The 20,507-nt window shown below is 72.6% G+C and carries 17 protein-coding genes and 1 tRNA gene; 9 read left to right on the forward strand and 9 right to left on the reverse strand.

Features of this window, described 5'->3' with window-relative positions:
- The first annotated feature begins 12 nt into the window (after positions 1-12).
- The 3 genes from rsgA to hisN all read left to right on the forward strand — a co-directional run bounded on the left by rsgA (position 13) and on the right by hisN (position 2,393).
- Positions 13-1,068, forward strand: a complete 1,056-nt coding sequence (gene rsgA / locus ACWDAK_RS11435) for a ribosome small subunit-dependent GTPase A (protein WP_344638322.1) — start codon at positions 13-15, stop codon at positions 1,066-1,068.
- A gap of 145 nt (positions 1,069-1,213) precedes the next feature.
- The gene (locus tag ACWDAK_RS11440) at positions 1,214-1,537 is read left to right on the forward strand and encodes a DMT family transporter (RefSeq protein WP_344638323.1); all 324 of its coding nucleotides are present in this window, start codon (positions 1,214-1,216) and stop codon (positions 1,535-1,537) included.
- A 58-nt stretch (positions 1,538-1,595) separates the two neighbouring features.
- The gene (gene hisN, locus ACWDAK_RS11445; protein WP_344638324.1) at positions 1,596-2,393 is read left to right on the forward strand and encodes a histidinol-phosphatase; all 798 of its coding nucleotides are present in this window, start codon (positions 1,596-1,598) and stop codon (positions 2,391-2,393) included.
- 79 nt (positions 2,394-2,472) lie between these two features.
- On the opposite strand, the gene ACWDAK_RS11450 is transcribed toward hisN, so the two are convergent.
- The gene (locus ACWDAK_RS11450; protein ID WP_427395428.1) at positions 2,473-3,951 is read right to left on the reverse strand and encodes a catalase; all 1,479 of its coding nucleotides are present in this window, start codon (positions 3,949-3,951) and stop codon (positions 2,473-2,475) included.
- A gap of 106 nt (positions 3,952-4,057) precedes the next feature.
- Here ACWDAK_RS11450 and ACWDAK_RS11455 point away from each other — a divergent pair, with 106 nt between their 5' ends.
- A complete protein-coding gene (locus ACWDAK_RS11455) occupies positions 4,058-4,474 on the forward strand; it encodes a Fur family transcriptional regulator (RefSeq protein ID WP_344638326.1) in 417 nt (138 codons plus the stop codon).
- Between the two features lie 137 nt (positions 4,475-4,611).
- Here ACWDAK_RS11455 and ACWDAK_RS11460 read toward each other — a convergent pair whose 3' ends face one another.
- The 3 genes from ACWDAK_RS11460 to ACWDAK_RS11470 form a co-directional block, all read right to left on the reverse strand.
- Positions 4,612-6,609: a tetratricopeptide repeat protein gene (locus ACWDAK_RS11460; RefSeq protein WP_344638327.1), complete on the reverse strand. Its 1,998-nt coding sequence runs from the start codon at positions 6,607-6,609 to the stop codon at positions 4,612-4,614.
- A gap of 335 nt (positions 6,610-6,944) precedes the next feature.
- Positions 6,945-7,018: transfer RNA gene (locus tag ACWDAK_RS11465), tRNA-Met, on the reverse strand.
- A gap of 67 nt (positions 7,019-7,085) precedes the next feature.
- A complete protein-coding gene (locus ACWDAK_RS11470) occupies positions 7,086-10,049 on the reverse strand; it encodes a UPF0182 family membrane protein (protein WP_427395435.1) in 2,964 nt (987 codons plus the stop codon).
- Between the two features lie 164 nt (positions 10,050-10,213).
- On the opposite strand from ACWDAK_RS11470, the gene ACWDAK_RS11475 reads away from it, so the two are divergent.
- Positions 10,214-10,777, forward strand: coding sequence for a PPA1309 family protein (locus ACWDAK_RS11475; RefSeq protein WP_427395427.1), 564 nt, complete (start codon positions 10,214-10,216; stop codon positions 10,775-10,777).
- A gap of 3 nt (positions 10,778-10,780) precedes the next feature.
- Here ACWDAK_RS11475 and ACWDAK_RS11480 read toward each other — a convergent pair whose 3' ends face one another.
- The 4 genes from ACWDAK_RS11480 to ACWDAK_RS11495 all read right to left on the reverse strand — a co-directional run bounded on the left by ACWDAK_RS11480 (position 10,781) and on the right by ACWDAK_RS11495 (position 14,206).
- Positions 10,781-11,863 carry a YlbL family protein gene (locus ACWDAK_RS11480; protein WP_344638329.1) on the reverse strand — a complete coding sequence of 361 codons (1,083 nt, stop codon included), beginning with the start codon at positions 11,861-11,863 and terminating at the stop codon, positions 10,781-10,783.
- A 42-nt stretch (positions 11,864-11,905) separates the two neighbouring features.
- Entirely contained in the window at positions 11,906-12,088 is a 183-nt protein-coding gene (locus ACWDAK_RS11485; protein WP_344638330.1) for a hypothetical protein, read from the reverse strand.
- Between the two features lie 287 nt (positions 12,089-12,375).
- On the reverse strand, positions 12,376-12,819 hold the full coding sequence (locus ACWDAK_RS11490) for a molybdenum cofactor biosynthesis protein MoaE (protein ID WP_427395426.1): 444 nt from the start codon (positions 12,817-12,819) through the stop codon (positions 12,376-12,378).
- Positions 12,820-13,057: 238 nt separating this feature from the next.
- The gene (locus ACWDAK_RS11495) at positions 13,058-14,206 is read right to left on the reverse strand and encodes an NAD-dependent epimerase/dehydratase family protein (protein WP_425557730.1); all 1,149 of its coding nucleotides are present in this window, start codon (positions 14,204-14,206) and stop codon (positions 13,058-13,060) included.
- Positions 14,207-14,395: 189 nt separating this feature from the next.
- Here ACWDAK_RS11495 and ACWDAK_RS11500 point away from each other — a divergent pair, with 189 nt between their 5' ends.
- Both ACWDAK_RS11500 and ACWDAK_RS11505 read left to right on the forward strand, forming a co-directional pair.
- A complete protein-coding gene (locus ACWDAK_RS11500; protein ID WP_427395434.1) occupies positions 14,396-15,967 on the forward strand; it encodes a zinc-dependent metalloprotease in 1,572 nt (523 codons plus the stop codon).
- The gene (locus ACWDAK_RS11505) at positions 15,964-16,551 is read left to right on the forward strand and encodes an NUDIX hydrolase (protein ID WP_427395425.1); all 588 of its coding nucleotides are present in this window, start codon (positions 15,964-15,966) and stop codon (positions 16,549-16,551) included. Before ACWDAK_RS11500 ends, ACWDAK_RS11505 begins: the two co-directional genes overlap by 4 nt.
- A 64-nt stretch (positions 16,552-16,615) precedes the next feature.
- Here the strand turns inward: ACWDAK_RS11505 and ACWDAK_RS11510 are convergent, their stop codons facing one another.
- Positions 16,616-17,257: a M48 metallopeptidase family protein gene (locus ACWDAK_RS11510; protein ID WP_427395424.1), complete on the reverse strand. Its 642-nt coding sequence runs from the start codon at positions 17,255-17,257 to the stop codon at positions 16,616-16,618.
- Positions 17,258-17,703: 446 nt separating this feature from the next.
- Between ACWDAK_RS11510 and ACWDAK_RS11515 the strand changes: the two genes are divergently transcribed.
- Entirely contained in the window at positions 17,704-18,849 is a 1,146-nt protein-coding gene (locus ACWDAK_RS11515; RefSeq protein WP_344638335.1) for a ThiF family adenylyltransferase, read from the forward strand.
- A gap of 222 nt (positions 18,850-19,071) precedes the next feature.
- Entirely contained in the window at positions 19,072-20,445 is a 1,374-nt protein-coding gene (locus ACWDAK_RS11520; protein WP_344638336.1) for an ABC1 kinase family protein, read from the forward strand.
- Positions 20,446-20,507 lie beyond the last annotated feature (62 nt).

Genomic DNA, 20,507 nt, shown 5'->3' on the forward strand with positions numbered 1-20,507 from the left:
GAGTACTGCACTATGCGCCGCTACGGCAAGGACGCCGACGAGGACGACATCCGCAACCGCCCGGCCCGCCGGGGATCCCGGCCGCGGACCCGGATCCGGCCCAAGCACGAGGACGCCGCCGAGGCGATGATCCTCACCGTGGACCGGGGTCGGCTCACCTGCCTGGTGGACGCCGGGACCAAGCACGAGCGCGAGGTCGTCGCCATGAAGGCCCGCGAACTGGGCCGCAAGGGTGTGGTCGTCGGCGACACCGTCAGCGTGGTCGGCGACCTCTCGGGTGAGCCGGACACCCTGGCCCGGATCGTCCGGGTCGAGGAGCGCACCTCGGTCCTGCGGCGCACGGCGGACGACGACGACCCGTTCGAGCGGATCGTCGTCGCCAACGCCGAGCAGCTGGCCATCGTCACCGCCCTGGCCGACCCCGAGCCCCGGCCCCGGCTGATCGACCGCTGCCTGGTGGCCGCGTACGACTCCGGCATGGAACCGCTGCTGGTCCTCACCAAGTCCGACCTGGCCTCGCCCGAACCGCTGCTGGAGTCGTACGCACCGCTGGGCATCCGCTACGTGGTCACCCGGCGGGATGAACTGGCCAGCACCGGCGCGGAGGCCGTCCGGGAGCACCTGCGCGGGCGGTCCACCGTGTTCATCGGACATTCCGGCGTCGGCAAGACCACCCTGGTCAACGCACTGGTCCCGGAGCGCCAGCGGACCACCGGCCAGGTCAACGCGGTGACCGGGCGCGGCCGGCACACCACCGTCTCCGCGCTCGCCCTGCGGCTGCCCCCGCCGCCCGGTGCCAAGCCGGGCTCCAAGAAGGCGCTCGACCCCGGATGGGTTATCGACACTCCGGGCTTCCGCTCCTTCGGCCTCTCGCACATCGATCCGTCCCGGGTGATCCACGCCTTCCCCGACCTGGAGCCCGGTACCGTCGAGTGCCCGCGGGCCTGCAGCCACGACGAACCCGACTGCGCCCTCGACGCCTGGGTCGCCGACGGCCACGCCGAGCCCGCCCGGCTCTACTCCCTGCGCCGCCTGCTCGCCACCCGGGAGACCCGCGAGGGAGACTAGGGCCCGTCCGGCCGGCCCGGATCAGGGCGGACCGGGGGCGCGGGGGCCTTCCCCGCGCCCCCCGGTGCGGCTTCGGAGGTGTCGGACGGCCCAGGCGTGGCGATCATAGGGAGGTCAGTCCTCGACGCGGCAGGGAGTCAGCTCGATGGCATGGGCCTTGGTGATCATCGCCGGTCTGCTGGAGACCGGGTTCGCGGTCAACCTCAAGCTGAGCGACGGCTTCACCAAGCTCTGGCCCACCATCGGCTTCGCCTGCTTCGCCCTCGGCAGCTTCGGCCTGCTGACCCTCTCCCTCAAGTCCCTCCCGGTGGGCAGCGCCTACGCGGTCTGGACCGGCATCGGCGCGGCCGGCACCGCGGTCTACGGCATGATCTGGCTGAACGAGGCCACCACCGGGCTCAGGCTGCTCTCGATCACCATGGTCATCGCGGGCGTGGTCGGCCTCCAGCTCAGCGGCACCGGGCACTGACCGCTCCGCTCAGCGAGCCGCTCCGGCGCCACCGCCACGGCCTCGGTAGTGTTCGAGCATGGCCGACTACCACGATGACCTCCGCCTTGCCCACGTCCTCGCCGACTCGGCCGACTCCGTCACCATGGAGCGCTTCAAGGCGCTGGACCTCAAGATCGAGACCAAGCCCGACCTCACCCCGGTGAGCGACGCCGACAAGGCCGCCGAGGACCTGATCCGCGGTGTCCTGCAGCGGGCCCGGCCGCGCGACGCGGTGCTCGGCGAGGAGTTCGGCCTGCAGGGCTCGGGCCCGCGCCGCTGGGTGGTCGACCCGATCGACGGCACCAAGAACTACGTCCGCGGCGTGCCGGTCTGGGCCACCCTGATCGCACTGCTCGAGGAGGACCCGGACGGCGAGCAGCAGCCGGTGGTCGGCCTGGTCTCCGCCCCGGCGCTGGGCCGCCGCTGGTGGGCGGCGAAGGGCCTGGGCGCCTACTCCGGACGCAGCCTGGCGAAGGCGACCCGGATCCAGGTCTCCAAGGTGTCCCGGATCGAGGACTCCTCGCTCTCCTACTCCTCCCTCACCGGCTGGGAGGACCGCGGCCGGCTGGACGCCTTCCTCGGCCTCTCCCGCTCCTGCTGGCGGACCCGCGCGTTCGGTGACTTCTGGTCGTACATGATGGTCGCCGAGGGTGCGGTGGACCTGGCGGCCGAACCGGAGCTGAGCCTGTGGGACATGGCGGCACCGTGCGTGATCGTCCAGGAGGCGGGCGGCCGGTTCACCGGCCTGGACGGGGTGGACGGCCCGAACGGCGCCGACGCGGTGGCCTCCAACGGACTGCTGCACGAGGAGACGCTGCGCCGACTGAGTGTCTGAGGCACGGCGCACGGATGGACGCGGGCCCTGGAACCGGTACGAAACCGGTTCCAGGGCCCGCGGCCTGGGTGGTGGCCGGTTACTTCTGCTTGCGCAGCTCGCGCACCGCGTCCTCCAGGCGCCGGCCGTAGTCGGCATCGGCCTTGCGGAAGTTGTCGATCGCCCGCTCGACGATGTCGTCGCGGTCGGCCGAGACCTTGGCGATGAAGCCGGCCAGGTTGGCGATCAGGCGCTGCTTCTCGTCCTCGGAGAACAGCCGGTAGAGGTTGCCGGCCTGGACGAAGTCGTTGTCCTCGGCGTGCGAGGGAGCCACGTGGTTGCCGGTGGGACCGGTGACCGGGATGGCGGACCAGAGCGGCCGGCCGGTCTCGACCGGGCCGCCGAAGCTGTTCGGCTCGTAGTTCTTCTGGCGGCCGTGGCGGCCGTCGTAGAGGTAGCCGTCGCGGCTGTTGGTGCGCGCCTCGGTGGCGTGCGGGCGGTTCACCGGCAGGTGGTCGGCGTTGATGCCGACGCGGTAGCGGTGGGCGTCCGCGTAGGCGAACAGGCGACCCTGGAGCATCTTGTCGGGGGACGGCCCGATGCCGGGCACGAAGTGCGCCGGGGAGAAGATCGACTGCTCGACCTCGGCGAAGATGTTCTCCGGGTTGCGGTTGAGCTCCAGCTTGCCGATCTCGATCGGCGGGTAGTCCGCGTGCGGCCAGACCTTGGTCAGGTCGAACGGGTTGAAGCGGTAGGCGGCGGCGTCGGCGGCCGGCATGATCTGCACCTGGACCGTCCAGGTCGGGAACTCGCCGCGCTCGATCGCCTCGCGCAGGTCGCGCTGGTGACTGTCCGGGTCCTCGCCGGCGAGCTCGTTTGCCTCGTCCTGGGCGAGGTTCCTGATGCCCTGGTCGGTCTTGAAGTGGTACTTCACCCAGAAGTACTCGCCGGCCTCGTTCTGCCACTGGTAGGTGTGCGAGCCGTAGCCGTTCATGTGGCGGTAGGAGGCCGGGATGCCGCGGTCACCGAAGAGCCAGGTCACCTGGTGGGTCGACTCGGGCGACAGACCCCAGAAGTCCCAGACGTTGTCCGCCTCCTGCGAGCCGGTGTACGGATCGCGCTTCTGGGTGTGGATGAAGTCGGGGAACTTGATGGCGTCCTTGATGAAGAACACCGGGGTGTTGTTGCCGACGAGGTCGTAGTTGCCGTCCTCGGTGTAGAACTTCAGCGCGAAACCGCGTGGGTCGCGGACCGCGTCGGCTGAGCCGAGGTTGCCGGCCACGGTGGAGAAGCGCAGGAAGGTCTCGGTCTGCTTGCCGACCTCGGACAGGAACCTGGCCCGGGTGTAGGCGGTGACGTCGGCGGTCACGGTGAAGGTGCCGTAGGCGGCGGCGCCGCGGGCGTGCACCACGCGCTCCGGAATGCGCTCCCGGTTGAAGTGCGCGAGCTTCTCGAACAGCAGCTGGTCCTGGATCAGCGCCGGGCCGCCTATGCCGGCGGTCTCCGTGTTCTGGTTGTCCGCGACGGGGGCACCGGCCTCCGTGGTGAGGGTGGGCCGCAGCTCGTCCTGGGTCGTCATGTCAGTGCCTCCGAAGTCATCCGGTCGTGACAGGACTCGATCCTAGCTTGGACTCTGTCTAAGTCAACACTGGAACCAACTCCGGAACGTGGCTTACCCTGTGTCCATGAGTGACCTGCTGGAACGACTTCGCGGACGTGGGTGGCGCCTGACCTCGCAGCGCCGCGTCGTGGCCGAGGTCCTCGATGGTGACCATGTGCACCTGACCGCTGACGAGGTGCACGCGCGTGCGGCGGAACGGCTCCCCGAGATCAGCCGCGCCACCGTCTACAACACCCTCGGCGAGCTGGTGATCCTCGGCGAAGTGCTCGAGGTCAGCACCGACGGGCGCGCCAAGCGGTACGACCCCAACGCGCACCACCCCCACCAGCACCTGATCTGCTCCGGCTGCGGTGCGATCCGCGACGTCCACCCCCAGGGCGATCCGATCGCCGCCCTGCCCGACGCCGAGCGCTTCGGCTTCCTCATCTCGGGCGCCGAGGTCACCTACCGGGGCCTCTGCCCGGACTGCGCGAGACGCTAGTTCCTCCCACCGCGTGCGCACGGCGGAGCACCCCCCTACCGCACCGCGTCGCCGAAGGCGCCACGACCGGACGCAGTCACCCCACGGTGCGCACGCCTGTCCGCGCCCCCGTCGGCCCTCCCGTGCCGCTAAGCCACTCAAGCGCTGAGCTCCGAGTGCAGCGCGCCGAGCAGCCTGGCCGCCCGCTCCGCGACCTCCGCCGGCCCGTACTCCGTCGCCCGGCGGCAGTAGCTCTCCGCCTGCAGCGGCTCGCCCCGTCGCAGCGCGAGCAGCGCCAGCCGCAGCGCCGCCCGCCCGTGCCCGGCGTCGGCGGCCCGGGTGTACCAGATCATCGCCTCGGCCTCGCTGTCCTGCCGGGCCAGCAGCAGCCCCAGGTTGAAGGCCGCACTCCGGCTGCCCGCCTCCGCAGCCCGTCGGTACCAGCTCTCGGCGATCTCCAGCGCGCCGCGCTCCGCGGCCCGTACGCCCATCCGCACCTGCGCCCGCCGGTGCCCGGCGTCGGCGGCCACCGCGTACCAGTGCTCGGCCTCCGCGTCCGCGTCGCCGCGCCGGTCCAGCAGCGACGCCAGCCGGAAGGCGCCCTCGGCCGAGCCGCCCGTCGCCGCCTGCCGGTAGCGCTCCAGCGCGGCGGCCAGGTTGCCCCGCTGCTCCTGGGCCACCGCCAGCTGCAGCGCGGCCTCGCCGTGCCCCTCCGCGGCAGCGCGCGCGTACCACTCCTGCGCCTGCTGCTGCTCCCCGCGCCCGGCGTGCAGGACGCCCAGGTTGAAGGCGCCGTCCACACTGCCCGCCTCGGCGGCCTTGGAGAACCAGGGCTCGGCTCCGGACTCGTCGCCGCGCTGGAGCAGCACCACGGCCAGCGCGTTGCACGCCTCCCGGTGTCCGGCGTACGCGGCCCGCCGGTACCACTGCTCGGCCTGCGCCTCGCGGCCGCCACTCGTGCAGAGCAGCCCGAGGTTGAAGGCGCCGTTGTGGTCGCCCGCGTCCATCGCGACCCGGTACCAGCGCTCGGCCTCGGCGGCCTCGCCCCGGCTCGCGTGCAGCGCGCCGAGCGCGTTGGCGGCCATGCCGTCGCCCGCCTCGGCGGCCTGCTGCCACCACTCGGCGGCGGCGCTCGTGTCCCCGGCGTCGCGCAGCAGGAAGCCCAGCGCACAGGCCGCCCTGGCCTCGCCGTTCTGCGCGCCCTGCCGGTACCAGCGGGCGGCCTCGTCGGCGCAGGACGGGTCCTGGTGGGCCCGCTCCTCCAGCAGCACGCCCAGCCGCAGCGCGGCGCGGGCGTGGCTGCGGGCGGCGGCGGTGCGGTACCAGGTCTCGGCGGTCTCCTTGTCCCCGGCCGCCTCGCGCATCCGGGCCAGCCGGTACGCGGCCTCGCGGTGGCCAGCGTCGGCGGCGACCCGGAACCAGCGCTCGGCCCGGACGTCCCGCCGATGCTCCATCAGGTCGCCCAGCGCGTAAGCGCCGAGCGGGTGTCCCTGCTCGGCGGCGAAGTGCAGCCAGTACTCGGCCGCCTCCTCCTCGCCCTGGTCGCGCAGTTGCAGGCCGAGTGCGTGCGCGGCCGGCGCGCTGCCGGCGACCGCGGCCTGCCGCCACCACTGGGCGGCCTCGGCACGGTGGCCGCGCTGGTGCAGCAGCACGCCGAGGTTGTTGGCGGCGGCACGCAGCCCGGCGGCCGCGGCACTGCGCAGGTACGGCTCGGCGTCCTCCAGGTCGCCCCGGCGCAGCAGCAGCGCGCCGAGCTGACTGGCCGCGTTGGCGTCGCCGTCGTCGGCGGCCTGGCGGTGCCTGGACTCCAGTGCGGCCTGCTCGCGGGCGGCCAGCGCGGACTCGAAGCTGGTCTCCTCCGTGTCGTCCGGCTCGGCGTCGGATGCGGCGGGGTAGGGACCGATGGCGTCGAGGAGCTGCCGGGCGGAGACGTGCACCAGCCGCTCCGGCCCCGAGCCGGTGGCCTGTTCCGGGCCGCCGGTCAGGCTGCTGGTGCGCTGGGTGGGCAGGGCCCGCTGGGTGTCCTCGGGGCCGATCGCCCACGCCTCGGTGTCGGCGTCAGCGGGCGGCATGCCCGCTCCGGCGCCGGGTGCCGGGGCGGCACCCTTGGCCGGGGTGGGCCGCGCTCCCGAATCGTTCCTGCCGATCAGCTTCATGCCCACTCCCGCTCCCCCAGAGTGCTGCGGCATCCTCCCCCAGCCTTCGGCCGGGGGGACCCCCGGGGGTGCACCGGACCGGACGGTTCGTCAACCGTCCCCCCACTTCCCCCATGTGGTCCATCGTCGCATCACCCGCAACCCGCGTACACCTGCTCCGGCCGTTTTGGCGGAGCGGGGCCGAAGCCCGGCGAGATTGCTTCGGCGCTTTGTCGATTTCCCGACACTTGAGCCCCACAAACCCCGGTCACGCATAGTACCGGAGCGGCTCGACGCGCCGGGCGAACATGCAGCAGGCCCGGCAGACGAATCTGCCGGGCCTGCTTGCTACTGAGTAGCGGGGACAGGATTTGAACCTGCGACCTCTGGGTTATGAGCCCAGCGAGCTACCGAGCTGCTCCACCCCGCGTCGGTGGTTAAACCATAGCACGGTGGCGGGACAGCCCAGAAATCGCTTGCCGCGGGAAGGCTGCAGCTCAGGGACTGGCGGTGGGCGAGGTCGACGGCGTCGGCGTGGACGCCGGCGGCGCCGGGGCGGGCGTCGCCGGGGCCGAGGTGGCCCCGGCGCGCCCCTGCTGGGCGGCGGCGGCCGCGTTGAGCGCGTCCTGAAGGGCCTTCTGGTCCTGGCCGTACCTGGTCCAGTCGCCGTTCTTCAGCGCGTCCTGGCCGTCGCTGAACGCCTTCTGAGCGTCCTGCAGCGCCTTGTCCAGCTCCGGATTGGCCCCGGTGCCGTTGCTCGGCGGGGCGGTCGGGGTGGTGCCCGGAGTCGTCGGGCTGGTGGGCGCGGTCGGGGTGGCCGGCGTGCCGCCCGCCGCGCTGCCCAGCACCTTCGCCAGGGCCTCGGCCAGGCTGTTCTCCAACGCGACGTTGCTGGTGCCGTTGCCGTACACCGCCAGCACCTTCTGCAGCACCGGAACCTTGGCGCTGCGGCCCACCAGGTAGACCGGCTCGATGTTGAGGAAGTCGCCGCCGACCGGAAGCGTCAGCAGGTTGCCGTACTCGATGTCGGAGTCGCTGCCGGTCTTCAGCAGGGTGAGCTTGTTGGCGACCGCCTGGTCGGAGTTGAACCTCGCCTGGGTCAGCTTCGGCCCGAGCGCCCCGGCGCCGGTCGGCACCTTGAGGATCCTGATCTTCCCGTAGTCCGGCCCGGGATCCGCGTCGACGGCCATGAAGGCGGCCAGGTTGTCCCGGCCGCCGGGCACGAAGCTGCTGGTGAGCGAGAAGCTCGCACTCTGCTGGTCGGGCATCCGCACCGTCAGGTAGTACGGCGGCTGGACCTCGCCGGTGTTGGTGGTCGGGTCGGCCGGCACCTGCCAGATGTCGGTGCCGTTGAAGAACGCGGTGGCGTCGGTCATGTGGTACATGCCGAGCATGTCGCGCTGCACCTTGAACATGTCCTGCGGGTAGCGCAGGTGCGGCAGCAGCGCACTCGGGATGTCGGACCGGGCCTTGACGGTGCCCGGGAACGCCTTCATCCAGGTCTTCAGCACCGGGTCGGCGTCGTCCCACTGGTAGAGCGTCACCTCGCCGGTGTAGGCGTCCACCGTCGCCTTCACCGAGTTGCGGATGTAGTTGACCTTGTTGACGGCGGTGAGGGTCCGACCGCGCTGGTCGGTCAGCGAGTCCTTGGTGACGTCGCCCAGGGTGGTCCTGGAGGAGAACGGGTAACCGTCCGAGGTGGTGTAGCCGTCCAGCACCCAGAGCAGCTTCTTGCCCACGACCACCGGGTACGGGTCGGCGTCGATCGAGAGCCAGGGGGCGACCTTCTCGACCCGCTCCTTGGGGGTGCGGTCGTAGATCACCCGGGCGCCGTCGGTGATCGCGCCGGAGTAGAGGATCTGCGGCTCGGCGAACTTCACCGCGTACGCGGCCCGGGCCAGCGGGTTGTCCAGCGAGACGCCGCTGCCGCCGGTGTACCGGTAGGTCGGGTCGGGCCCGGAGTCCGAGGTGTAGTCGATCTCGTCGTTGCTGCCGCCGACGATCGAGTACTCCGGGCTCTTCTCGCCGTAGTAGACCCGCTGCTGGTAGTCGCCGAACGAACCGGTGGTCGGCAGTGCGGACTCGGTGTAGACCGGGTTGCCGTCCTTGTCGACCTGGTTGCCCTTGGCGGCCACCACGCCGTAGCCGTGGGTGTACTTGAAGTGGTCGTTGATCCAGTTGCGCTGCTGCACGCCGTTCAGGTCGAGCTCGCGCACGCCCAGCACGGTGTCCTGCTGGCCGTACCGGTCGACGTCCAGGGTCTTGGGGAAGGCGTAGTACTTCCGCAGCGCTTGGTTCTGCTGGAAGGTCGGCGCGACCACGTTGGGGTCCAGCAGGCGGACGTCCGCGATGGTCTGGGCGTCCGGCCCCAGCGCGTCGGCGCCGGTCGAGCCCTTGGGCTCGTACTGCTTGGTCTGGTTGTCCGCGATGCCGTACGCCTGCCGGGTGGCGTCGATGTTCTTCTGGATGTACGGCGTCTCCTTGGCCTGCTCGTTCGGCTTGACCTGGAACTGCTGCACGATCGCCGGGTAGAGCCCGCCGATCAGCACCGCCGAGAGCGCCATCAGCCCGAAGCCGATCAGGGCCGGTGCCCAGGTGCGGCGGATCGGCGTCAGGAAGAACAGCAGCGCGCAGATGATCGCGACGAAGAACAGGATGGTCTTGGCCGGCAGATAGGCGTTGGCGTCCACGTAGCGCAGGCCGGTCCAACCGTCCACGCCCTTGTACGCGCCGGACTTCACCGCCAGCGCGTACCGGTCCAGCCAGTACGCGACCGCCTTGAGCAGCACGAACACCCCCAGCAGCACCGCCAGGTGGCCCTTCGCGCCCGCACTCGCCCGCCGTCCCGGGCCCTGCAGGCGCAGCCCGCCGTACAGGTAGTGCACCAGGACCGCGGCCAGCAGCGAGACGATCACCGTGCTGAACGCGAAGCCGAGCAGGAACTCGTACCAGGGCAGCGAGAAGGCGTAGAAGGCGACGTCCAGGTGGAACTGGGGGTCCTTCTCCCCGAACGGTGTCTGGTTGGTCCACTGCAGCCAGGTGCGCCACTGGCCGGCCGCCGACGCACCCGCGATCAGGCCGACCACCAGCGAGATCGCCGGCAGCAGCCAGCGCTTGTGCGGGGCCACGCCCATCCGGTAGCGGTCCAGGCTCTGCTGCTCCACCGACATCGCCGAGAGCGGCGGCCGCAGCCGGTACGCCAGCCAGAGGTTGAAGCCGACGACCACGGCCATGACCAGGCCGAAGACCGCGAACAGCGCGGCCTTGGTCCACAGCCGGGTGCCGAAGACCGAGGAGTAGCCGAGGGACCTGAACCAGAGCCAGTCCGTCCACACCCCGGCGAACACCACGAACGCCGCGATCAGGGCCGTGAGCACGGCGGCGGTGAGCAGCAGCACTCGGGCCCGGCGTGAAGGTGGGCCGGCTCCGGGTCGGAAGCCCGGTCCTGGCCGGTCCGGCATCTGGAACACCAAGGTGGCACCTCTGCTGTGTCGGGAGTGAGCTGACTCGGGGGTCGGGGAGCGGCGCGGTCCCTTATGCAACTTAGTCGGTGATTACCTGAGTTCCCACGGCCCGTACGCCGGTTCCGCTCGGGGCCGGGACCGGCGCATGTGAGGATTGGGGCATGTCCGATGCAAGCCACACCCTGTCCGGCGACGGCCGCCCGCCGGCCGCCACCCCGCTCACCCGTGCCGCCCTGGAGATCGACGAGTACGCCGCATCGCTCGGCTGGGACCTCCCGGCCAGGCTGTTCGCCCTGGTCGACGGTGAGCGGCTGAAGAAGGCCAACCCGGCGCTGGCCAAGCAGCTGGGCCTCGCCGACCAGGAGGACCCCGGCCTCACCCCGGTCGAGCAGGACGAGCTGCCCGCCGGGATGGAGTTGGACAAGTTCCTCGCCACCATCGCCTGGCCCGAGACGGTGGCCGGCTGCGCGCTGGTGGTCGAGCGGCTGATGCTGCCGCCCGGCGCCGAGCCGTCCAGGCCCAAGAACGCCACCGAGGCCCAGCTGGCCGAGTGGGTGGCCACCCACCCGGAGCGCCAGGAGGTGCGGATCACCGCCGCCGTGCTGCGCGACGGCAAGAAGGAGATCGCCCTGCGGCTGCGCTCCAAGGACGTCGCCCGCGAGGTACTGACCGGCCCCGACCTGGTCCCGGGCCTGACCGAAGCGCTGCTGGCGACCTTCGCCTGACGGCTACTTGCCGCAGGACGGCAGCGCCGAGGTCTGGCCGGACCTGATCTCGTCGAGCGCCTTCAGGGCGTCGGCCAGCGTGTTCACCTTGATCAGCCGCAGGCCGCCGGGCGTGTTCCTGGCGGCCTCGGCGCAGTTGTCGGCCGGGGTGAAGAAGTACTCGGCGCCCTTGTTCCGGGCGGCGATCACCTTCATCGAGATGCCGCCGATCGGTCCGACCTTGCCGTCGTCGCTGATGGTGCCGGTGCCGGCGACGAACTTGCCACCGGTCAGGTCGGTGGGGGTGAGCTTGTCGATGATGCCGAGCGAGAACATCAGTCCGGCGCTCGGACCGCCGACGTCCTGCAGCCCGATGTCGATCTTGAATGGGTAGGTGTGGACCACCCCGGGGCCGATCCCGACGATCGCCCGGCCGGAGCCGTCCGTCGCCCTGGCGGTGGTGACGGTGACCTTCTGCTCGTCCGCCGGGTTCGGCTCGGCACTGTCCTTGCCGTGCGGGGCCACGGTGAACTCCACCGCCTCGCCGGGCTTGTGCTTGGTCACCTGCTTGGCGACCTCGGTCACCGCCGTGATCGGCGTGCCGTCCACCGCGACGATCTGGTCACCCGCGTGCAGCTTGCCCTCGGACGGGCTGCCGGCCACCACCGAGTTGACCACCACCTCGGTGCCCACCGGGATCCCCAGCTGGGTGAGCGCGGCGGTCTTGGCGCTGTCCTCGGAGGAGGCGAACTCCTCCGCGTTCTGCTGCTGGGCCTGCTGGTCGCTCTGCCCCTCCGGGTAGACGTTCTCGCGCGGCACCACCAGCACGTCGTCACGCAGCCAGCCGACCACCATCGAGACCAGGCTGGGCTGGTACCTCGCCCCGGTCACCTGGACCGTGGTCATGTTGAGGTGCCCGCTGACCGGGTAGGTCTGGTGCCCGGTGATGCTGATCACCGGCTGGTCGGTACCGTCCTGCGTCCCGAGCGTGTTGTAGGTCGGCCCCGGGCTCATCTCGGTGTACGGCACCTTCATGAGCACCGAGACACAGAGCAGTGCTATGAGCATGAGGGTCGCGGCGAGCATCGTCGCAGAGCGGCGTGGCATGGCTCGACAGTACGGGACGGGGATGACGGAGCGCGCCCCGGGCTACTGCCCGTGGCCCTTCGAGGCCGCCACCGTGCTGCGCTCCATCGCGGCCCGGAAGCGCTGGTGCTCCGCCAGCGAGGCCGGGTCACCGGTCGCCCGAGGCGTACGGGCGGCCCAGCCGGCCCAGATCATGGCGGCAACCGCCGCAACAACGGGGATCATCAACCAGGCGAGCGCAGCCATGTCCGTACTCCCAGCTCGTCGTGTCTATGAGCAGATTAACCAACCTGGCGGACAACGGCGGCGGCGCCATCCGGGTTACGGGCGGACATTCCCCGTCATCACCCGGAGGGACCCCGCCGACCCCCGGGTGGCCGATCGGGAGCCCCGGGTGGCCGATCGGGTGAACCACCCGGCGGGCACGGCCTCCGACGGCTCCGCTCGGGCCTCGCACGCGCACGTACGACCAGGCGGCACGGGCCGACGCGAACCGGTGCGGACGGCAGCCGCGGCCGCCCGGGCGGCCGCGGCTAGCAGGAGCCCGCGCCCACCCACTCCTCCTCGCCGTCCGTGAAGACCTGGTGCTTCCAGATCGGCACCTCGTGCTTGAGATCGTCGATCAGCCGCCGGGCCGCCGCGAAGGCCTCACCGCGGTGCGGGCAGGAGACCGCGACGATCACAGCCTTGTCGGTGATCCCCAGCCGGCCGACCCGGTGCACCGCCGCCAGCGCACGCACCGGGAACTCGGCGACGATCTTCTCGGCGATCCGGCGCATCTCCCGCTCGGCGGTGGGGTGGGCGCTGTACTCCAGCGCGGCGACCGACTTGCCCCCGTCGTGGTCCCGCACCGTCCCCACGAAGACCGTGGTGCCGCCGGCCGCGTCGTCGCCGACGGCCTCGTAGACCTCGTCCAGCGAGAGCGGGGTCTCGCGGACGGCCAGCAGGCGGATGGGGTCGCGGTGGTTCTCGGTCATGGCCACATGATTCCTCATCCGGGGTGGGCTCCAGCAAGAGGCTTCCGTATCACGATTGGAGAATTTCGCATTGCGGTAATCCCTATGAGGTTCCGGTGGGACCGCCCACCTGACCGGTGCGCGGTCCACGCGACAGCCGCAAGCACACGCGGCGGAGCGCACCCGTGTGCCACGCCCCACCGGGCCGCGGTCTCCCGCGCCCCGGCGTCCCCGACCACACCGGCCCGGAAGCCGCGACTCAGATCCGCCGGCGCTTGCGCGCCCGCCGGACCAGCGCGGCCGTACCGACCAGGGCAACCGTCGCACCGGCCGCGCCCAGGCTGGTCGCCGCCTCCTTGCCGCCCAGCCGCCGGCCCGCGACCGCGTGCTTGCCCGAGACCTGTTCCAGCAACTCGGCCAGCACCTGCTCGTTGCTGAACGCCGGCCGCCAGCCCGCCTCGTGCAGCCGGCTGCCGGAGACCACCCAGGGGTACATGGTGTACGCGAGATCGCCCGCCGGAGCCGGGGTCAGCCCGAGCCGGTGCAGTCGGGCCGCCGTGCCGAGCGCCAGCGAGGCCGGCAGCTCCATCCGCCGGATGCCCGACAGCTCCTCGACGTCCTCCTGCTCCAGCCAGCCGTCGCAGCCGACCGTAACCTCGCCCTCGACCAGGCCCAGCGCCGCGTACTCCAGTGCCGAGGCCAGGTCGTCCAGGTGGCAGAACTGCCAGCACGGCCGCGAACCGGCCACCACCAGCAGCCTGGGCGCCTCGAAATGCCTGGTCAGCACCGTGTCCACCCCGGGCCCGACGACCACGGCCGGGCGCAGCACCGTCACCTGCAGGCCCGGGTGGGCACGGGGCGCCCGGCGGGCGAGGCGCTCGATCTCCAGCAGGTCGCCGACCAGCGAGGCCTCCTCGGTGGCCCGCAGCTCGGAGTCCTCGGCCAGCGGCACCTCGTTGTCCGGCAGCGCGCCGTAGACCATCGCCGAGGTGCAGAGCACCACCCGGCCGACCCCGGCCGCCGCGGCCGCGGTGACCACGGTCTGGGCGCCGCGCACGTTGTACGCGCTGCGCGCCCGCGGGTCGGACTCCATACCGAGGTCCATCGCCAGGTGGACCACCACGTCCACGCCGGCCAGCCGCTCGGCCACCGCCGGGTCCCGGACGTCCAGTACCCGCCAGTGCACGCCGGGCACCTCACCGCGCCGGTCGTCCAGCGCCAGCACCCTGCGGACGTGCGGCGAGGCCACCAGCCGCGCCGCGACCCGCTCGCCGAGCACGCCAGCGGCACCGGTGACGGCCACGGTGAGTGGCCGCCCGCCGTAGGCTGGAGACGGCGAACCGGCGGCAGCTGGGCCGTCCTCTCCTCCGGTCAGCCCAGAGCGAACGTCCGAAGGCGGGGAACTCACCGGCCATCCTCCACGGTTAGCTTATGTGCGTACGTACGAGTGTCACGTACCGTCCATCCTGCCCGAGGCGCGGGCCAGGCAGTGCACCCGGCACGGTCCGGGTCGCCGAGCCGCAGCTCTGCATCCCGCCTCGGGCCCGCATCTCCCCGCCACACCACCCGCGTGACGGCCGACCAGATCGAGGACCCCGTGAGCGACCTCCCCTTCGGATTCGCCGTTCCGCCCGAGGAGCCCGAGGACGGCAAGGGCAAGCCCGACAAGGACGAGCGCGGGCAGGACAAGCCCGAGCAGGGCACGTCGGACGACGCGGCCAAGGGCGCCGGATCCGGCCCGACGCCGCAGCACCCCTTCGGGTTCGCCGGCGCCAACCCGCTGAGCGCGCTCTTCGGCATGAGCGGCACGGGCGGCCCGGGCACTCCCGGTGGTCCGGGCGGGGTCGACAACCCCTTCGGCGCGATGTTCGGCGGTCTCAACCCGGGTGACCTGGGCGCCGCCTTCCAGCAGCTCGGCCAGATGCTCTCGTTCGACGGCGGCCCGGTGAACTGGGAGCTGGCCAAGGACATCGCCCGGCAGACCGTGGTCGCCGAGCCCGCCGAGGGCAAGAGCAAGGACCGTTCGGTCGGCGCCGCCGAGCGCTCGGCCGTCGACGAGGCCGTCCGCCTCGCCGATCTCTGGCTGGACTCGGTCACCGAGTTCCCCTCCGGTGCCGGTACCGCCGTCGCCTGGAGCCGGGCCGAGTGGATCGAGGCCACCCTGCCGGTCTGGAAGGACCTGGTCGACCCGGTCGCCGAGCGGGTCGCGGGCGCCATGGGCGGCGTGCTGCCCGAGGAGATGCAGGCCATGGCCGGGCCGCTGATGGGCATGATGCGCTCGATGGGCGGCGCGATGTTCGGCACCCAGATCGGGCAGGCGCTCGGTGCGCTGGCCGCCGAGGTGGTCGGCTCCACCGATGTCGGTCTGCCGCTCGCCCCGGCCGGCAAGGCAGCGCTGCTGCCGCAGAACGTCGCCGAGTTCGGCGAGGGCCTGAGCGTCCCCGCCGAGGAGGTCCGGCTCTACCTGGCCCTGCGCGAGGCCGCCCACCAGCGGCTCTTCGCCCACGTCCCGTGGCTGCGGGCGCACCTGTTCGGCGCCGTCGAGGCGTACGCGCGCGGCATCAAGGTGGACTCCTCCCGGATGGAGGAGCTGGTCGGCCAGCTCGACCCGGGCAACCCCGAGGCGCTCCAGGAGGCACTGGCCGGCGGTCTGCTCCAGCCCGAGGACACCCCCGAGCAGAAGGCCGCGCTGGCTCGGCTCGAGACCGCCCTCGCCCTGGTCGAGGGCTGGGTGGACGCGGTGGTGCACGCCGCCGCCGAACCGCACCTGCCGCAGGCCGGCGCGCTGCGCGAGACGGTGCGCCGCCGCCGGGCCGCCGGTGGCCCGGCCGAACAGACCTTCGCCACCCTGGTCGGTCTGGAGCTCCGCCCGCGCCGCCTGCGCGACGCCTCCCGACTGTGGGCCTCGCTGGCCGACGCCCGTGGCATCGAGGGCCGGGACGCCCTGTGGGAGCACCCCGACATGCTGCCCACCGCCGCCGACCTGGACGACCCGGACGGCTTCGTGCACCAGGGCACCGGTGACGCCCTCGAGGGCGGCATCGACTTCGCCGCGCTCGACAAGCTGCTCGGCGAGGCCGCGGCCGGCGGGCACGGCACGCCGGGTACGAAGGCGCCGGGCGAGAAGGCGGACGAGAACGGCACGGGCGAGGGCGGGGCCAAGGCATGACCGTGATCGACCCGAACGGCACCGGCCTGCACGCCGACGCCGTCCGCGCCCTGTCCGCCTGGTCGGTGGCCAACGCCGACCAGGAGCAGCTCCGCCGGGACTACCTGGGCCACCTGGCCGAGCAGCCGGAGGGCCTCTACCGGAGCTGCCTGCCCGCGCACATCACCGCCAGCGCCGTGGTGGTGGACCCGGACGCCGGGCGGGTGCTGCTCACCCTGCACCCCAAGGTCGGCATCTGGCTGCAGATGGGCGGCCACTGCGAGCCGGGCGACGCCACCCTCGCCGCCGCCGCGCTGCGGGAGGCCACCGAGGAGTCGGGCATCGAGGGGCTCGAACTGCTCTCCGTCGACGGGATGCCGACACCGGTCAAGCTCGACCGGCACCTGGTCCGCTGCACCGGCAAGGACCAGCCGGAGAACACCCACCTGGACGTGCAGTACGTGGCGCTGGCCCCGGCCGGCGCCCAGGCGCTGATCAGCGAGGAGTCGCTGGACCTGCGCTGGTTCGACTACGACCGCCTGCCCGAGCTGACCGACGTCTCCGTCCGCGAACTGGTCGCCCTGGCCCGCGAGCTGACCGGCTGAGCGGACCCGGGGCCGGGTGGCCCCGCCAGCCGACCGGCTGACGCCCGGGGCAGACCTCCAGGCGTCAGTCGCAGGATTCGGGCGCCTCGTCCGCGGCCGGAGCATGGCCACCGCGCGCGCCGGGGATGTGCGGCAGCCGGGCGGCGGAGGCGACCCCCTCCAGGTAGCCGCGGGCCCGCTCGGTGCGCGGGTACGCCTCCAGCAGTGCCCAGAACGCCGGGCCGTGGTCGGGCACCAGCAGGTGCGCCAGCTCGTGCAGCAGTACGTAGTCCACCACGTAGCCGGGCATGCCCTGGAGCCGGTGGGACAGCCTGATGGTGCGCTCGCTGGGGGTGCAGGAGCCCCAGCGGGAGTTCTGGTTGGTCACCCAGCGGACCTGCTCGGGCTCGGCCCCGCCGTCCAGATAGGCCGCCGAGAGCTCCCGGGCCCGTGTCTGAAGGGCATCGTCCCCGGGCGTGCGGCGGCGCTCCTGGGCGGCCAGTTTGTCGAGCATCTGCGCCACCCAGCGCTGCTCCTCCGCGTTCGACATCCGGGCGGGGATCAGCACCACCGTCCGGTCGCCCTCGCGGTAGGCGGAGACCGTACGGCTGCGGCGGGCGCTGCGCCGCACCTCGACCTTGGACCGGTCGGGAACCGGGGCGTCCCGTCCCGGGGCGCTCTCGCGGGCGGACGGGACCTCGCGGACCGAGGCGGAGTCGGGATGCACGGCGGCGCCGGAGAGCGGGGATGCGCCGGGTGCGGGGCACGCACGGCCGCTCGGCGTCGCCACTCCCGGCCCGGGGGCTGCACGGGCACGCCTGGTCGACACCGAAGGCTGGGAGTCCCTTTCGGCTGCCATAACACCCGACGTTACCCGGTGTCACCGACAGAAGTCCGCTGCCGTGGCCGAAGTGTTCACTTGGTCGAGCGGGACGGAACTCCGGATCGGCCGGGCCCGGAAGTTGTCCACAGGCTGTGCGGAACGATCGTCGGATCATCGTCCAGCACCTGTGGACAACCGGCGCCGGGCCGCCGGCTCGATCGGGCATCCTGCCGTCGGGAACACCCGGACAGCACCCGCGCCAACCTCGTACCGACCGCCCTGCACCGACCCCGCACCGCCGTCCTCATCCCGACCCGCACCGCCGCCCCGCACCGCGCCGGAGGACCACCATGCACCCCGTCTCCAGGCCCATGCTCAAGCCCGCACTCTCCCGCGCCTGGCGGGACAGAGACACCCTCCAGTTCGGCACCGTCCATCGGCACGCCCACCTGGTCGAACAGGTCGACCAGCCCGTCGCCGCCTTCCTGGACCTGATCGACGGCACCCGGGAGCACGGCGCCCTGCTGGCCTCCGGTGAGCGGCTCGGTCTCGGCAGCGCGGTGGCCGAGCAGCTGCTCGCCTCCCTGGCGCAGAACGGCCTGCTGGACGACGCGGAGGCCACCGCCGGGACCCTGGCCGGCTATCCGCGCCCGCAGCAGGACCTGCTCGGCCCCGACCTGGCCTCGCTCTCCCTGGTCCATCCGGCGCCCGGCGAGGCCCCGGCCGTGCTCCGGGGGCGCAGCCGGGCCCGGGTGGAGGTGCGCGGCGCCGGGCGGGTGGGGGCGGCGGTCGCCACCGCTCTCGCCGCGGGTGGGGTCGGTTCGGTCACCGTGCTGGACCGGGGACGCGTCACGGCCCAGGACTGCTCCCCCGCCGGCTACCCGCCGACCGAGATCGGCCGGCTGCGCACCACCGCCGCCCGGGACGTGGTGCACCGGGCCGCTGGATCCCCGGACGGGGAGCGGCACCGCCGCGGCTCCCGGACGCCGGACGCGGACGCGCCGCCGATGCTGGTCGTACTGGCTCCTCGGGACGGCAGCGGCGCCTTCACCGGCACGGCGGCCGAGGCCCACCGGCTGATGCGCGCGGGCGTCCCGCATCTGTACGTCGGCGTACTGGAGCACCTGGGCGTCGTCGGGCCGCTGGTCCTGCCGGGCGCCTCGGCCTGCGGCAGCTGCGCCACGCTGGCCCGACGGGACGAGGACGAGTCCTGGCCCAGGCTCCTCGCACAGCTCGGCGACGAGGGCCCGGGGCGGCCTCGAACGCCCGCCTGCGACAGCGCGCTCGCCACCGCGGTGGCCGGGCTCGCCGCCCTGCACGTCCAGCTGTACCTGGACGGCGGGAGCCCGCCGAGCATCGACGGCTGGTACGAGATCTCGGCCGCCGACGGCATGGCCCGGCGGCTGCGGCTGCCCAGCCACCCGGACTGCGGCTGCCTCTGGCAGTCGGTGCCCCGACCCCGGCCGGCCACCGGGGAGTCGATGCATCCGGCCTGACACGCGCCCCCGACGACCGGGGCGCGCCCTCTGCGCGCCCCGACCCCGCCGTGTCACCGGCCGTTCACGTGATCATCAGCGCGAACAGCGGTTTCGTTCAAGGGACTCGATCGCATGGGACCGTTCGACCGAACAGCTCCGGCGAGCGGGCACAATGGCGTAGTGACCACCATCCTCCGGTCGGTTGTGACCGACGGGGACAACTGACTGGGAGGCCCCCGGGTGAGCGATCTTCCCCGCAAGGCAGTGACCCGTACGGCTCGGCTCGCCGCCCTCCCCCTCGGGATAGCCGGACGCGCCACCCTGGGCCTCGGCAAGCGGATCGGCGGACGTTCGGCGGAGGTGGTCACCGCCGAGCTCCAGCAGGCCACCGCCGACCAACTCTTCAAGGTCCTGGGGGAGTTGAAGGGCGGCGCAATGAAGTTCGGGCAGGTGCTCTCGGTCTTCGAGGCCGCGCTGCCCGAGGAGGTCGCCGGACCGTACCGGGCGGCCCTGACGAAGCTTCAGGACGCCGCACCGCCGATGCCCGCCGCCTCCGTGCACGCCGCGCTGGCCGAACGACTCGGAAAGGACTGGCGGGAGAACTTCCTGAGCTTCGACGACAAGCCGGCCGCCGCCGCCTCGATCGGCCAGGTGCACCGGGCCGTCTGGCACGACGGACGCGAGGTCGCGGTCAAGGTGCAGTACCCGGGCGCCGGTGAGGCACTCCTCTCCGACCTCGCCCAACTCGGCCGGGTCGCCTGGCTGCTGGGCCCGCTGATCCCCGGGCTCGACATCAAGCCGCTGATCTCCGAGCTGCGCGAGCGGGTTTCCGAGGAACTCGACTACGAGCTGGAGGCCGAGGCCCAGCGCCGCCACGCCGAGGAGTTCGCCGACGACCCTGACATCACGGTGCCCAAAGTGGTGGCCCAGACCGACCAGGTACTGGTCACCGAGTGGCTGGACGGCATCCCGCTCGCCGAGGTGATCGCGGGCGGCACCCAGCGCGAGCGCGATCGGGCCGGCCAGTTGCTCGCCCGTTTCCTGTTCGCCGGCCCTTCCCGGACCGGCCTGCTGCACGCCGACCCGCACCCGGGCAACTTCCGCCTCATCAAGGACGGCCGGGCGGCCTCCGACTGGCGCCTGGGCGTGCTCGACTTCGGTACCGTGGACCGGCTGCCCGAGGGCCTGCCCGCCCCGATCGGGGACTCACTACGGATGGCCCTGGCCGGGGACGCCGCCGGGGTTCTGGAGATGCTCCGCGAGGAGGGCTTCGTCAAGCCGTCGATCGAGCTGGATCCGGACGCGGTCCTGGAGTACCTGCTGCCGATCATCGAGCCGGCCACCGTGGACACCTTCCACTTCACCCGCAGCTGGATGCGCGCTCAGGCGACCCGGATCGCCGATCCCCGCTCGCCCGCCTACAACCTCGGCAAGCAGCTCAATCTGCCGCCCGCGTACCTACTCATCCACCGGGTCACCCTCAGCACCATCGGGGTGCTCTGCCAGCTGAGCGCCAAGGCTCCGTTCCGGGCCGAGATGCTGGAGTGGCTCCCCGGCTTCGCCGGGGAGAGCGCCGCGGAGGAGGAGTTGGCGGAGGTCCTGGAGGAGAGCTGACGCCCGGACAGCGTCCCGTACGGCGATGGCCGCTCCCCTGCGAGCAGGGGAGCGGCCATCGC

It is taken from the genome of Kitasatospora sp. NPDC001175 (assembly GCF_053598215.1).

What these genes read in the sequence shown, in the direction of transcription:
- rsgA (WP_344638322.1), top strand. Translation starts at nt 13, where the DNA reads ATGCGCCGCTACGGCAAGGACGCCGACGAGGACGACATCCGCAACCGC.
- ACWDAK_RS11440 (WP_344638323.1), top strand. Translation starts at nt 1,214, where the DNA reads ATGGCATGGGCCTTGGTGATCATCGCCGGTCTGCTGGAGACCGGGTTC.
- hisN (WP_344638324.1), top strand. Translation starts at nt 1,596, where the DNA reads ATGGCCGACTACCACGATGACCTCCGCCTTGCCCACGTCCTCGCCGAC.
- ACWDAK_RS11450 (WP_427395428.1), bottom strand. Translation starts at nt 3,951, where the DNA reads ATGACGACCCAGGACGAGCTGCGGCCCACCCTCACCACGGAGGCCGGT.
- ACWDAK_RS11455 (WP_344638326.1), top strand. Translation starts at nt 4,058, where the DNA reads ATGAGTGACCTGCTGGAACGACTTCGCGGACGTGGGTGGCGCCTGACC.
- ACWDAK_RS11460 (WP_344638327.1), bottom strand. Translation starts at nt 6,609, where the DNA reads ATGAAGCTGATCGGCAGGAACGATTCGGGAGCGCGGCCCACCCCGGCC.
- ACWDAK_RS11470 (WP_427395435.1), bottom strand. Translation starts at nt 10,049, where the DNA reads ATGCCGGACCGGCCAGGACCGGGCTTCCGACCCGGAGCCGGCCCACCT.
- ACWDAK_RS11475 (WP_427395427.1), top strand. Translation starts at nt 10,214, where the DNA reads ATGTCCGATGCAAGCCACACCCTGTCCGGCGACGGCCGCCCGCCGGCC.
- ACWDAK_RS11480 (WP_344638329.1), bottom strand. Translation starts at nt 11,863, where the DNA reads ATGCCACGCCGCTCTGCGACGATGCTCGCCGCGACCCTCATGCTCATA.
- ACWDAK_RS11485 (WP_344638330.1), bottom strand. Translation starts at nt 12,088, where the DNA reads ATGGCTGCGCTCGCCTGGTTGATGATCCCCGTTGTTGCGGCGGTTGCC.
- ACWDAK_RS11490 (WP_427395426.1), bottom strand. Translation starts at nt 12,819, where the DNA reads ATGACCGAGAACCACCGCGACCCCATCCGCCTGCTGGCCGTCCGCGAG.
- ACWDAK_RS11505 (WP_427395425.1), top strand. Translation starts at nt 15,964, where the DNA reads ATGACCGTGATCGACCCGAACGGCACCGGCCTGCACGCCGACGCCGTC.
- ACWDAK_RS11515 (WP_344638335.1), top strand. Translation starts at nt 17,704, where the DNA reads ATGCACCCCGTCTCCAGGCCCATGCTCAAGCCCGCACTCTCCCGCGCC.